Raw genomic sequence first — 13,309 nt, 5'->3', positions numbered from 1 at the left:
TCGCCCGCGCCTCCGGCGCGGGCGATCTCTCAGGGTGCGCGCCGCGTCACGGCCTGAGGCTGTGCGCCCCCAGCGCGGCCCAGTAGGCGGCGCCGACCGGCAGGGCCTCGTCGTTGAAATCGTAGCCCGGATTGTGGAGCGGCAAGCTCTTGCGCGTCCCGTCGGTCCCGATCCACGCGTAGGCGCCGGGGCAGGCCTCCAGCATGTAGGCGAAATCCTCCGACGCCATGGAGGGTCCGACCTCGCCCCGGCGCGCGGTGATGTCCGGGACGGCCCCGGCCGCCTCCAGGGCGGTGCCGACGGCGTCGGCGGTGTTGACGGTGGCGGGGTAGCCGAACCGGTAGTCCACCTCCGCGCGGGCGCCGTGCGTGGCGGCCGTCCCGCCCGCGATCGCCTCGACGAGTTCGGCCACGCGCTTGCGCACGGCCTCGTCCAGGCAGCGGACCGTGCCGCGGATGACCGCGCGCTCGGGGATGACGTTGTAGGCGTCGCCGCCGTGGATCTGCGTGACGCTGAGCACGACCGGGTCCGTGGGGGCGATCCGGCGGCTCACGATGGTCTGCAGAGCGAGGACGATCTCGGAGGCGACCACGAGCGTGTCGGTGCCGCGCTCCGGCATGGCCGCGTGGGTGCCGAACCCGGCGACCGCGATCTCGAACGTGTCGAGGGAGGCCATGATGGCGCCGACCCGGGTCGCGAAGGTCCCCAGCGGCAGGCCCGGCCAGTTGTGCAGGCCGTAGACGGAATCGCACGGGAACAGCCGGAACAGGCCGTCCTCGACCATGGCGCGCCCGCCGCCCTCGCACTCCTCCGCCGGCTGGAAGATGAAGTGGACCGTCCCGGACAGGTCGGTGCGCGACGCGAGGTGCCGGGCCGCGCCGAGCAGCATCGCCACGTGGCCGTCATGGCCGCAGGCATGCATCACGCCGGGCGTCCGGGAGGCGTGAGCAGCGCCCGTCGCCTCCTGGATCGGCAGGGCGTCCATGTCGGCGCGCAGGCCGATGGTCGGGCCGTCGCCCCGGCTCAGGGTCCCGACCACGCCGGTGCGCCCGAGCCCGGTCTTCACCGACAGGCCGCAGGCGGCCAGTTCCCGGGCGACGAGGTCCGCCGTGCGGACCTCCTGGAAGGCCAACTCGGGATGGGCGTGCAGGTCGCGCCGCCACGCGACCATCCGCTCCACGGTCTCCGCCTCGATGCGCATGCGATCTCTCTCAGATACGGGAGGCTGCCGGAGCGCCTCGATCCCCCGCCCGGACCCTACGCCGATCGGCGCGGCGGTTCACCCCAGCGGCGGGTGCATGAAGAACTGCGCGATGAGGGCCGCGCCGAGGAAGGTCCCGGCATTGGCCATGAACGAGACCACGACGATCCGCCAGCCGAGGCGGCGGAAGGCGGGCACGTCCTTGGCGACCGAGAGCCCCGCGAAGGTCAGGATCGGCGTGGCGAGCGCCAGGAAGTTGAGCTTGCCGGTCAGGGCGGCGATCTCGGCGGCGAAGGGGGTCCCGGGATAGGTCAGCGCCATGCCGATGATCGACACCCAGAGGACGGCGGGCAGGCGCCGGCCGAGGAGCAGGTAGAGGCCCCAGCCGGCGAGCACGGTGCCGATGATGATCGCCATCCCGGCCACGACGCTCGCGTCGGGGACGATTCCGTAGGTCAGCCAGTTGCCGATGAGCCCGTAGGCGCCGATCAGGATCCAGGCGAGCACGGTCTCGCCGAGGCCGATCCGCACCTCCTCGTGGGCCGGCTGATGGGCGGGCGCCTGCGGGTCGGCGGCCGCCGGGCGGGCGGCGTCCGGCCGGTTGCGGCCGAGGATCGGCTCCAGCTTGCCGTAGGCCCAGATCGTGAAGGGGAGCGAGAGGAACAGGGTGAAGTACGTGCCGATCGTGGTGGTCACGAGGTTGCTGGCGGCCGCGAAGGTGGCGACGTCCTTGGCGACCTCGGGCGTCTGCTGGGCCGCGATCGCCCCCGAGGCCGCGGCCATCATGCTGCCGGAGCCGACCCCGGCCCCCATCGCCAGCGCCAGCGGGTTGAAGATGCCGAGGCTGGTGATCAGCCCGGCCAGCAGGGCGATGAACACCGCGCCGAACACCGTGCCGGTCAGGTACTCGGCCAGCACGCCGCGCCCCTCCGGCGAGTCCATGCCGTAGCGCTCGCCGATGATGGCGAGGCTGGGCTCGCGGCCGACCGAGAAGGTCGCGCCGATCGCCTCGCGCTTGATGCCGAGCAGGAGCGCCACCGGCAGGCCGAACACCATCGTGCCGAAGAAGTGGCCGAATTCCTGGAAGGCCAGGGCCCAGCCCGAGGCGAGGATCTTCGGCAGCGACCCGCCGACGAGCAGGCCGAGCTTGGCGATGAAGATCAGGAGCGCCGGCTGCAGGTAGGCGCCGGCCGCGTTCTGCAGGGCGCCCGACAGCCGCAGCGGCGCGGGCAGGCGCGGGCTCATCAGCCCCAGCGCGCCGCCCAGCAGCAGGGCCCACAGCAGCGGGAGCAGCACGATCTTGCCGGCGCCCACCGGGATGCTGACGTTGCCGATCGCCTCCGCGATGACGACGATGACGAGGGCGAGCAGGAACAGCGTCAGCTTGCCCCCGCCCGAGACGGGCGGCGCGGCCGGCCGCGTGTTCGTCGCAAACAGTTCCCCCGCCATCGTCATCCTCCTTGGCCCCCTCGGGGCTGCTCGTTGCTGTGCGTGCCGATCTTGATCGCCGGCTTGTCGGTAGATCGCTGCGCGGACGCCGCCGCGGGGCGTGCCCGAGCCGGATGGAGCGCGGGTCCCCTCTCCCGTGCGGGAGAGGGACAGAAGAGGGATCGAGGTCTTTCCGGATGAGGCGTGACCTGTACCCGCCGCGATGGTGCGCTCGATTCTGAACCTTCTCGTCCCTCACCCCGACCCTCTCCCGCACGGGAGAGGGGGAACCGTCGCGCTGTCGGAACCCGCGTCGCTCGCTTCTCAGTCTGTCGCGACGCGATCGGGCACAGCGCTAGCCCACGTAGCCGAAGGTCACGGCCGGCGCGGCGGCGGTCTCGACCCAGACGCTCTTGGTCTGGGTGTAGGCCATCAGCGCCTCGCGGCCCGAGGAGCGGCCGAAGCCCGAGCGGCCGAAGCCGCCGAACGGCGAGGCCACGTTGATGGTCTTGTAGCCGTTGACCCAGACGGTGCCGGCCCGCAGGGCCGCCGCGACCCGGTGGCCGCGCCCGCCGTCGCCGGTCCAGACCGCGCCGGCGAGGCCGTAGGGCGTGCCGTTGGCCAGCGCGACCGCCTCGTCCTCGCCGTCGAACGGCAGGACCGTCAGGACCGGGCCGAACACCTCCTCCCGGGCGATCGCCGCGTCCGGCGCGACGCCGTCCACGATGGTCGGGCCGTAGTAGAAGCCGCCCGTGTCGCGTAAGGCGGCGGGGCAGGCCCCGCCCGCCGCGATCGTGGCGCCCGCCCCCGCGGCGGCCTCGACCATGTCGGCGATCTTGTCCCGCTGGCGCCGGTTGTTGATCGGGCCGATCTGCGTCTCCGGGTCGGTCGGCGCGCCCACCGGGATGCGCGCGGCGGCGCGGGACAGGCGCTCGACGAAGGACGCGTGGATCGAGCGGTGCACGAGGAGCCGGGAGCCCGCCACGCAGCTCTGGCCGGCGCCGCCGAAGATCGCGGCCTGCGCGCCGATCAGCGCCCGGTCGAGGTCGGCGTCGGCGAACACGATGTTGGCCGACTTGCCGCCGAGCTCCAGCACGCTCGGCACGATGGCGCGGGCCGCCGCGGCGGCGATCTGCGCGCCCGCCTCGGCCGAGCCGACGAACACGACGAGCCGCGTCTCGGGATGGGCGACCGCGGCGGCGCCGGTGGTCGGGCCGGCACCGGCCAGCACCGAGACGAGGCCGCGGGGCATCCCCTCGGCGCGGTCGCAGAGCAGGCCGAGAACGAGCGAGGTCAGGGGCGTCAGCTCGGAGGGCTTCAGCACCACGGCGTTGCCGGCGCAGATCGCCGGCGCGATCTGCCAGCCCGCGGTGAAGATCGGCGCGTTCCAGGGGGTGATCTGCACCACGGTGCCGAAGGGCTCGTGGCGGGTGTAGTTCAGGTGCGAGGTCGGGACCGGGATGACGTCGCCGTGCAGCTTGTCGCACCAGCCGGCGTAGTACTCGAACATCTCGGCGACCTTGGCGACCTCGCCGCGGGTGTCGCGGATCGGCTTGCCGGCCGAGAGGGTCTCCAGCTCGGCGAGCGCGCCGGCATGCTGCCGGACCAGGGCGGCGACCGCCCACAGCGCGCGGCCGCGGGCGGCGGCGCTCATGCCCCACCACGCGCGCTGGGCGTCGCGGGCCGCCGCCATGGCGGCCTCGACGACCGACGGGCCGGCATCGGCGAAGGTCGCGAGCACGCCGCCGTCGGCGGGGTTGGTGAGATCGAGGGCGGCGCCGGTCCCGGCGAGGATCTCGCCGGCCACGACGCTGCCGATGCGGCCGCCCGGCAGCAGGTCGGCCAGGAGGGCGGCGACCCGGTCGGCGGCGGGCGAGTGCGGCGTGCCGGACATCAGTGGGCTCCCTTGGGATCGCGGTAATCGGCCATGCGGGTGAAGTCGGCCGTGTCGGGGATGGCGGGTTGCGTCGCCTGCCAGATCCGCTTCACCTCGGCGGAGAGCGGCAGGTCGATCCCGCATTCGGCGGCGAGTTCGAGGGCGAGGCGCACGTCCTTGCGCATCAGGCCGGCCGAGAAGCCGCTGTCGAACGTGCCGGACTGGACCCAGCGCGGGACCATGACCTCGCTGATCGCGCTGCGGCCGGTCGCGGTGTTGACGACCTTGACGGCCTCCTCGGCCGAGAGGCCCGCCGCCTCGGAGAGGCGCAGGGCCTCGCCGGTGGTCACGAGATGGGCCGCCACCAGCAGGTTGTTGACGAGCTTGACGATGTTGCCGGCGCCCGACGGCCCGACATGCGGCGCGCGGGCCGACATCGCCTCCAAGACCGGCCGGGCCAGCTCGTAATCCGCCTCGGCGCCGCCGATCATCATGGTCAGGGTGCCCTCGGCGGCGCCGGACGGGCCGCCGCTGACCGGGGCGTCGAGGAGCGCGTGACCGGCCGCGGCGAGGCGCTCGGCGAGGCGCCGGGTCGTGCCGGGATCCGAGGTCGAGGTGTCGATCACCACCACCTTCCGGTCGGTCCGGGACAGGAGCCCGCCCTCCGCGGTGACCACCGCCTCCACGTCCCGCGCCAGCGGCAGCGAGAACACCAGGGCGTCGGCCCGGCCGAGCACGTCGTTGAGGGCGTCGAGGACGGTCACGCCGGCCGCCTCGGCGGCGGGGCGCCGGGCCGGACTGAGGTCGTAGCCCAGGACCGCGAAGCCCTTGCGGGCCAGGGTCGCGGCCATGCCCAGACCCATGTTGCCGAGCCCGACGACGCCTACCGTTGCGATGGTCATGCCGATCCGTCCTCACGAAGCGGCACGATAGTTCCGGCAAACGAGCGTTGCGACAACAACCGATTTCTGCACGAGGCGTGCGGAAAATCCGCACGCTCGCGTCACGCCGGCGGCGGCCGGAACGCCACCATGTGGTCGGCCAGCCAGCCGAGCAGCCGCGCCGCGCCCTCCGGCAGGCGCCGCCCCGCGCGGACGACGAGGTGGGCGCTCGCCTCCGACAGGATGGCGTCGCGCAGCGGCAAAGCCGCGAGGAGGCCGTCGCGCAGCTCGGCCGCGACCACGAAGCGGGGCAGGAACGCGACGCCCATGGCGGCCATCACGAAGCGGCGGTGCAACTCGAAGGACGCCGTCTCCAGCCGCGGCACCAGCCGGAATCCGCCGTCGGCCTCGACGCGGCCGATCAGCTGCCGGACCCCGTGGTCGGGGGGCAGGAGGGCGGCGGGCTCGGTGGCGAAGCTGCGCAGCGGGACCGGCGCCGCCCCGTCGGCGAGGGGATGCCCCATCGGCAGGACGGCGAGGAGCGGCTGCCGGGCGGAGACGATCCCGCGGACGTCCGGGTGCGCGGGCGGGTTGTAGACAAGGCCGATATCCGCGTCCCCCCGGGCGATCGCCGCGAGGATCCCGTCGGTCGTGCCGATCTCGACCTGATAGGCGATGCCCGGATGGTCCTGGGCGAAGCCGGCCAGGGCGTTGTCGAGGAGGTCGATCAGGAAGCCGGCGCCGCAGCGCAGGCTGACCGTGCCCCGCTGCACCCCGCGCAGGCGCTTCAGCTGGTCCTCCAGCAGGGCCGCCTCGTCGGCTTGCCGCTGCGCGTGCTCGGCGACGAGGCGGCCGGCCTCGGTGGGCACCACGCCCCGGGGCAGGCGCTCGAGCAGGGTCTCGCCGACCTGCGCCTCCAGCTCGATGATCTGCCGGCTCACCGCCGAGGCGGCGACGTTCAGGACATCGGCGGCCGCCCGGACCGAGCCCGCGCGCACGACGGCCAGCAGGTAGCGCAGCGCGCGGTCGTTCACGGCGGCGGGTCCCCGGCGGCCGCGTCGCGCCGGTCGACCGCGACGGCGCCCCGCGCCACGACCAGCACGGGCTCCTGGCGCTCCACGATCACCTGCGGCACGCCGCCGGCCGCGAAGGCGATCAGGTCGGCCCGCGCGCCGGGCGCCACCGCGCCCGGACCGAGGCCCAGCACCCGCGCCGGGACGGCGGTGATCGGCGCCAGCAACGCCGCGAGGTCCGCGTCGGTGCGCAGGTCGAACCGGTAGGCGGCGAGCTGGGCGCGGGCGACCATGCCGGTGACCGTGGCGGGGTTCCAGCAGTCGCGGACGTTGTCGGTGCCGAGGCAGACTGGGACGCCGAGTTCGCGCAGCCGCGGGATCGGCGGGCATCGGGCCCCGCCCGGCACGCTGCTGAGGATCGCGACGCCGGCCCGGTTCAGGGCCTCGGCGATCCGGCCGAGTTCCAGGTCGTCGGCCTCCGCGAGGGCGAAGGCGTGGCTGATCGTGACCTGCCCGCCGAGCCCGGCTGCCGCTGTCCGGGCCGCGATCGCCGCGATCGTGGCGAGTCCGGCCGCGCCGCCCTCGTGGAGATGAATGTCGATGCCCCGCCCGTGCCGCTCGGCCAGGGCGAAGACGATGTCCAGGTGACCGTCGCGGTCTCCGTCGATGCCGACGGGATCGAGGCCGCCGACGAGGTCCGCGCCCATCCGCAGGGCCGCGTCTAGGTCGTCGGCTACCGCAGGGCAGCCCAGGATCCCGCTCTGCGGGAAGGCGACGATCTGGATCTGCAGGCGGTCGGCCCAGCGCGCCCGCAGGTCGAGGATCTGGGCGAGGTGGTCGAGCCGCGTGACGTCGTCGACGTCGACATGGGTCCGCAGGCTCGTCGTGCCGCCGCGGAGCATGCGTTCGAGCAGCGCCTCGGCGCCCTGCTCGGCGAGCGGGATCCGCGTGGCGCGGCGGAACGCCTTCTCGTCATCGATGATCGCGCGGACGGACCCCGCCGCCGCGTGCGGGCGCCACGGCAGGCCGAGCAGGCATTTGTCGAGGTGGACGTGCCCGTCCGACAGGCCCGGCAGCACCAGGGCACCGCCGAGATCGATCGTGCGGCCGGCGGGCGGGAGCGGCGCGCCGGGATCCCGCAGCGCCGCCACGCGGTCGCCCCGGATGTCGATCGTCGCCCGGCTTCCCTCGGCGAGCGCGGCGTCGTGGAGGCGCAGGTCGCAGGGGGCGTCCCAGCGCGGTTCGGTGCTCGGCGTCATGGCGGGGCTTCCTTCAGAGCGGCCGGCCGGCGGCCACGACGGTCCGGATCGCGAAGCTCGATTGCAGCCGGGCGACCCCCGGCAGCCGCGACAGGACATCCTTGTGCAGCCGCTCGTAGTCGGCCGCGTCGATCACCTTGAGCTTCACGAGGTAATCGGCCGTCCCGGTCATCAGATAGCAATCCTGCACCTCGGGACAGCGCCGGACGGCCGCCTCGAACCGGTTGAGATAGTCCTCGGTCTGGCGGTCCAGGGTGAACTGCGTGAGGACCACGAGGCCCGGCCCGTCGACCGCGCCGCCGATCAGCGCGGTGTAGCCCCGGATGATTCCGGATTCCTCCAGCAGCCGCACGCGGCGATGGCAGGCGGACGCCGACAGGCCGACCGCTGCGGCGAGATCCGTGTTGCTGATCCGGCCGTCGCCGCGCAGGGCCTGGATGATGCGGCGGTCGATCGCGTCCACGCGCGCCTCGCAGGATCTTCGAACTGTCCGCAGATATTTCCACGGCCAAGCTCGAAACTCAAATCTCTTCGACAGGATGCACGCTCGTTCGACGATCCTTCGTGTAGCCTTTTGGCACTGCATCCGAGCGCCGCTCCGAGGGCCGCCATGAGCATGATCGACCGCGAGCTCCGGCCCGATGCGGGCCCGGCCGGGACGGCCTCCGCCCTCCTCACGATCGATCTCGCGGCCATCGCGGAGAATTACCGCCTGCTCGCCGCGCGAGCCGGGACGGCCGCCTGCGCGGCCGTCGTCAAGGCGGACGCCTACGGCCTCGGCGCCGACCGGGTCGCGCCGGTCCTGGCCGCCGCGGGCTGCCGGCACTTCTTCGTCGCCCAGGTCGGCGAGGGCGTCTCCCTCCGGTCCATCGTCGGGCCCGGGGCGGCGATCGCCGTGCTCAACGGCGCCGCCCCGGGCAGCGAGGCGACCTGCGCGGACCACGACCTCGTGCCCGTCCTCAACGACCTGTCCCAGCTCGGCGGCTGGCAGGGCCTGGCCCGGCGGCGCGCGCGGCGCCTGCCGGCGATCCTCCAGATCGACACCGGCATGGCCCGCTTCGGCTTCGCGCCGGAGGAGGTCGGCGCGCTGCTCGACGACCCGGACGCCCTCGCGGGCCTCGACCTGCGGCTGGTGATGAGCCACCTCGCCTGCGCGGGCGAGCCCGACAGCCCGGTCAACGCGGCGCAGCGCGCCGTCTTCCGGGCGGTCCGGCGGCGCCTGCCGACGGTGCCGGCGAGCCTCGCGGCCTCGTCGGGGATCTTCCTCGGTCCGGACTTCCACTTCGACCTCGTGCGCCCCGGCGCCGCCCTCTACGGGATCGCCCCGCAGGCGGGCGCGCAGAACCCGATGCGGCCGGTGATCGGCCTGCGGGCCCGGGTGATGCAGACGCGCAGCGTCCCGGCGGGGACGCCGGTCGGCTACGGGCACGCGGCCCGAGTCGACAGGGACAGCCGCCTCGCCACGGTCGCGATCGGCTACGCGGACGGATTCTTCCGCAGCACGGCGGGCGGCGCGGCGTGGTTCGGCGGCGTCCGGCTGCCCGTGGTCGGGCGCGTCTCGATGGACAGCCTCGTCCTCGACGTCACCGACGTGGCGCCCGGCACCCTCGGGCCGGGGGCGCTCGTCGACATCGTCGGGCCGGAGCGCGACGTCGACGCCGTCGCCGCGGCGGCCGGCACGATCGGCTACGAGGTCCTGACCAGCCTCGGCCACCGCTTCCACCGCATCTATCTCGGAGCCTGAGGCCCGCCATGCACGTGATCATCCTCGGCGGCGGCGTCGTCGGCGTCACCTCGGCCTACTACCTCGCCCGGGCCGGCCATCAGGTCACCGTGCTGGAGCGCCAGCCGGGCTCCGGCCTGGAGACCAGCTTCGCCAATGCCGGGCAGGTCTCGCCCGGCTACTCGGCCCCCTGGGCGGCGCCCGGGATCCCCGTGAAGGCGCTCAAGTGGCTGATGATGCGGCACCGCCCCCTGGTGCTGTGGCCGCGGCTCGAGCCCCGCCTCTACGCGTGGCTCACGCGCATGCTCGCGAACTGCACCGAGGAGGCCTACCAGCGGAACAAGGGCCGCATGGTCCGACTCGCCGAGTACAGCCGCGACGCGCTGCGCGACCTGCGCACCGAGACCGGCATCGCCTACGACCACCGGGAGAAGGGCACGCTCCAGCTCTTCCGGACGCAGAAACAGCTCGACCATGTCGGCGACGACACCCGCGTCCTCGACGCCTACGGCGTGCCCTACACGGTGCTGGACCCGGCCGGCTGCGTCAGTGCCGAGCCGGCGCTCGCCGCCGTGCGCGACGTCTTCGTCGGCGGCCTGCGGCTGCCGGGCGACGAGACCGGCGACGCGCACCTGTTCACGCAGCGCCTCGCCGTGATCTGCGAGGGCCTCGGCGTCACCTTCCGCTACCGCACGGCGATCGCGCGCCTGCATCACGCCGGGGACCGGGTGACGGCGGTCGAGACCGCCGACGGCGACCTCCTGCGGGCGGATGCCTACGTGGCGGCGCTGGGCAGCTACACGCCGGCCCTGCTGCGCCCCCTCGGGATCGCCCTGCCGGTCTACCCGGTGAAGGGCTACTCGCTCACGCTCCCCATCACCGATCCGGCGGCCGCGCCGGTCTCGACGGTGATGGACGAGACCTACAAGGTCGCGATCACCCGGCTCGGCGACCGCATCCGCGTCGGCGGCACCGCCGAGCTCGCCGGGTTCAGCAGCGCCCTGCGCCTGCCGCGCCGCGAGACCCTCGCGCGCTCGGTGCAGGACCTGTTCCCGGCCGGCGGCGACCTCGACCGAGCCGCGTTCTGGACCGGCCTGCGGCCGATGACGCCGGACGGCACGCCGATCGTCGGGGGCACGCGGGTCGGGAACCTGTTCACCAACACCGGTCACGGCACGCTGGGCTGGACGATGGCCTGCGGATCGGGCCGCCTGCTCGCCGACCTCGTGTCCGGACGGGCGCCGGAGATCGCGAGCGACGATCTGGCCCTCGACCGCTACGCCGCGTGAGCCGGCCGGCCGGATCGGCCCTGACCGGTCCGACTCCCCGACGCCCGGTCACTGAACCGCCGTCGCGCTGCGCAGCGCGTGCCGTGGCGCACCAGCACAACTCTGCCCGGTATCGCCCCGAACGCGATCCGACCGTGCGTTGAGCAAGACTCCGGGAATCGTGGCGAGTCGCCGTCACCACCGGGCACAATCATTCATGATTCACCGAGATACGACCACCAGTTGATTACATGACGTTCATGACGTGCGGATTCGCATAATCGTTGGATGACTTCCGACAGGCCCAGGCAACCCTTCGCACCGAGTCGAGTTTAGGATCTGAACGAACGATCTGGGTGCGCAGATGAGTTTCATCGTCGTACAGGGCCAGGAAGATCACGAGCAGGCCGATGCCGTTCTCCGGGGCGTCGCCGACGGGCTGGCCCGCCTGTTCCGCGTGCCCGAGCATCCGCCCGGTGTTCAGCACCTGCTGGATTCCGGGACGCAGGAACAGGGCCCCCACCCTGAACAGATCACGCAGCGCAGCGCGCGGCGCGGCGGAAGCAAGAAGCTTCCTCGAGGCCGGTCGGTGAAGACGGGTACCGGCCGGACGCGGCGCGCAGCGGACCAGCCGTCCAGCCGCACGCGAGGGCGCCGGGCGGTGGCCGAGGCGCAGCCCGGGCAACGCGACCAGTCCTGAACCCGGCCCCGGCGCCCGCCCCGGCCTCAGCGCGCCGCGGGCAGGCCGAAGCGCCGGATCTCCAGGTGCATCTGCTCCAGCGGCAGGATCTTGGCGGCCGCACCGCGGTCGATCGCCTCCTTGGGCATCCCGAACACGACGCAGCTCGCCTCGTCCTGGGCGACCGTCTGCGCCCCGGCGCGGCGCATCTCCAGCAGGCCGTTGGCGCCGTCGTCGCCCATGCCGGTCAGCAGGATGCCGAGCGCGTTCGCGGCCGCGGCCCGGGCGGCCGACCGGAACAGGACGTCGACCGACGGGCGGTGGCGCGCGACGAGGGGACCGTCCTTCACCGATACCGCGTAGCTGCCGCCCCGGCGCTCGACCATGAGGTGCCGCCCGCCCGGGGCGATCAGGGCGCGGCCCCGCACCACGGGATCGCCGTCCTCCGCCTCCTTGACGGCGATCGCGCAGAGGCCGTTCAGCCGCTTGGCGAACGCCGCCGTGAAGTGCTCCGGCATGTGCTGCACGATGACGAGACCGGGGGACTCGGCGGGCAGCACCTCGAGCACGTCGCGCAGCGCCTCCGTGCCGCCCGTCGACGCGCCGATGCAGACGATCCGGTCGGTCCCGGCCACGACGCGCCCGGGCACGGGCGGCGGCAGGACGACGTCGGCCGAGAGCTTCGCCTCCACCAGCGGCCGGGACGGCCGGCTCCCGCGCAGCTTGGCCCGGGCGGCGGCCCGGACCGCGTCGCAGACCCGGACCGTGGATTCAAGCAGGAACTGGCGGGTGTCGACGCGCGGTTTCGGCAGCACGTCGACGGCGCCCGCCTCCAGCACCTCGAACAGGATCCGGGACCCGGCCTCGGTCAGGGTCGAGCAGACGATCACCGGGAGCGGCTTCTGCGCCATGATCTTGCGCAGGAAGGTCAGGCCGTCCATGCGCGGCATCTCGAGATCGAGGATGATGACGTCCGGGATCTCCTCCTGGATGCGGCGCGCCGCGATGAACGGATCGGCGGCGGTGCCCAGGATCTCGATGTCGGGCGCCGTCCCCAGGATGCTGCACAGCGTCTGGCGGACGGAGGCCGAGTCGTCGACGATCAGGACGCGGATCGGTCTGGACGCGCTCACCGGCCGGAATCCCGCAGCTTGCCGAAGACGGTCGAGGAGATCTGGTCGAGGCCGGCCACGCCGACGCCCGCCATGGATTCGGAATGGCCGACGATCAGGTAGCCGCCGGGGCGCAGGTGCCCGGCCAGGCGCGCGACCACCGCCCTCTGGGTCGGCTTGTCGAAGTAGATCAGCACGTTGCGGCAGAAGATGAGGTCGACGTCCCGGTCGATCGGGTAGGTCTCGTCCATCAGGTTGAGCCGCTGGAACCGCACCCGGGCGCGCAGCTCCGGCACGATCCGCCCCTCGCGCCGGGCCGGATCGCGCGCGACCATCACGTAGCGGCGGCGCAGGTCCGCCGGCACCGCGTCGAGCATCTCGGCCGGGTAGATCGCCGTCCGGGCACGGTCGAGCACCTCCGAGGAGATGTCGGTCCCGAGGATGGCGTAGCGGAACCGGTCGGCGGCCATGTCGTGCAGGACCATCGCCAGCGTGTAGGCTTCGGCCCCGGTCGAGGCCGCCGCGCTCCAGACCTTGAGCAGCGGCCGGTCGCCCCGCGCCGCCAGCCGCGGCACGATCGTCTCGCGCAGCAGATCGAAATGCGCGGGCTCGCGGAAGAAATCGGTCTTGTTCGTCGTCACGCAGTCGACGAGGTGCGGGAACTCGTCCGCGAGGTGGCCGGCCTCGAACAGGTGGCGGCCGTAGGCCTCCAGGGTCGGGAGATCGAGGGCGCGCATGCGCTTGCGCAGCCGCCCCTCGACCATGGTGCGCTTGGCCGGCGGGAGCTGGATGCCGGCATGCTGCTGGACGAGGTCGGCGACCGAGCGGAAGTGCCGGTCGCTCAGGTGACCCGGATCGGCCTCCATGGT

General features: G+C 73.5%; 12 protein-coding genes. 3 read left to right on the top strand and 9 right to left on the bottom strand.

Annotated features, from left to right (window positions below; translation table 11 throughout):
• Window positions 1–46: 46 nt before the first annotated feature.
• The 7 genes from ACLBYG_RS04365 to ACLBYG_RS04335 all read right to left on the bottom strand — a co-directional run bounded on the left by ACLBYG_RS04365 (window position 47) and on the right by ACLBYG_RS04335 (window position 8,121).
• The gene (locus ACLBYG_RS04365) at window positions 47–1,201 is read right to left on the bottom strand and encodes a M20 aminoacylase family protein (protein WP_020091054.1); all 1,155 of its coding nucleotides are present in this window, start codon (window positions 1,199–1,201) and stop codon (window positions 47–49) included.
• 78 nt (window positions 1,202–1,279) lie between these two features.
• A complete protein-coding gene (locus tag ACLBYG_RS04360) occupies window positions 1,280–2,656 on the bottom strand; it encodes a DUF3100 domain-containing protein (RefSeq protein WP_447680709.1) in 1,377 nt (458 codons plus the stop codon).
• A 328-nt stretch (window positions 2,657–2,984) separates the two neighbouring features.
• Entirely contained in the window at window positions 2,985–4,523 is a 1,539-nt protein-coding gene (locus ACLBYG_RS04355; RefSeq protein WP_447680708.1) for an aldehyde dehydrogenase family protein, read from the bottom strand.
• A complete protein-coding gene (locus ACLBYG_RS04350; RefSeq protein ID WP_091977931.1) occupies window positions 4,523–5,407 on the bottom strand; it encodes an NAD(P)-dependent oxidoreductase in 885 nt (294 codons plus the stop codon). The genes ACLBYG_RS04355 and ACLBYG_RS04350 overlap by 1 nt, the downstream gene beginning before the upstream one ends.
• A gap of 101 nt (window positions 5,408–5,508) precedes the next feature.
• A complete protein-coding gene (locus tag ACLBYG_RS04345; protein ID WP_020091058.1) occupies window positions 5,509–6,420 on the bottom strand; it encodes a LysR family transcriptional regulator in 912 nt (303 codons plus the stop codon).
• Entirely contained in the window at window positions 6,417–7,658 is a 1,242-nt protein-coding gene (locus tag ACLBYG_RS04340) for an amidohydrolase (RefSeq protein ID WP_447680707.1), read from the bottom strand. The genes ACLBYG_RS04345 and ACLBYG_RS04340 overlap by 4 nt, the downstream gene beginning before the upstream one ends.
• 13 nt (window positions 7,659–7,671) lie before the next feature.
• Window positions 7,672–8,121 carry an Lrp/AsnC family transcriptional regulator gene (locus ACLBYG_RS04335; protein WP_447680706.1) on the bottom strand — a complete coding sequence of 150 codons (450 nt, stop codon included), beginning with the start codon at window positions 8,119–8,121 and terminating at the stop codon, window positions 7,672–7,674.
• A gap of 147 nt (window positions 8,122–8,268) precedes the next feature.
• Here ACLBYG_RS04335 and alr point away from each other — a divergent pair, with 147 nt between their 5' ends.
• From alr to ACLBYG_RS04320, 3 genes are all read left to right on the top strand, one after another.
• Window positions 8,269–9,402: an alanine racemase gene (alr, locus tag ACLBYG_RS04330; RefSeq protein WP_447680705.1), complete on the top strand. Its 1,134-nt coding sequence runs from the start codon at window positions 8,269–8,271 to the stop codon at window positions 9,400–9,402.
• Between the two features lie 8 nt (window positions 9,403–9,410).
• A complete protein-coding gene (locus ACLBYG_RS04325) occupies window positions 9,411–10,670 on the top strand; it encodes a D-amino acid dehydrogenase (RefSeq protein WP_447680704.1) in 1,260 nt (419 codons plus the stop codon).
• A 343-nt stretch (window positions 10,671–11,013) separates the two neighbouring features.
• Window positions 11,014–11,349, top strand: a complete 336-nt coding sequence (locus ACLBYG_RS04320) for a hypothetical protein (protein WP_447680703.1) — start codon at window positions 11,014–11,016, stop codon at window positions 11,347–11,349.
• A 26-nt stretch (window positions 11,350–11,375) separates the two neighbouring features.
• On the opposite strand, the gene ACLBYG_RS04315 is transcribed toward ACLBYG_RS04320, so the two are convergent.
• Both ACLBYG_RS04315 and ACLBYG_RS04310 read right to left on the bottom strand, forming a co-directional pair.
• Window positions 11,376–12,461, bottom strand: a complete 1,086-nt coding sequence (locus ACLBYG_RS04315; protein WP_020091064.1) for a protein-glutamate methylesterase/protein-glutamine glutaminase — start codon at window positions 12,459–12,461, stop codon at window positions 11,376–11,378.
• On the bottom strand, window positions 12,458–13,306 hold the full coding sequence (locus ACLBYG_RS04310) for a CheR family methyltransferase (protein WP_354453730.1): 849 nt from the start codon (window positions 13,304–13,306) through the stop codon (window positions 12,458–12,460). The genes ACLBYG_RS04315 and ACLBYG_RS04310 overlap by 4 nt, the downstream gene beginning before the upstream one ends.
• Between the last annotated feature and the right edge of the window lie 3 nt (window positions 13,307–13,309).

This window comes from Methylobacterium sp. D53M (assembly GCF_053345625.1).
The sequence above is the reverse complement of the archived record's forward strand: the minus strand, read 5'-3'. Positions and strand labels throughout refer to the sequence as shown.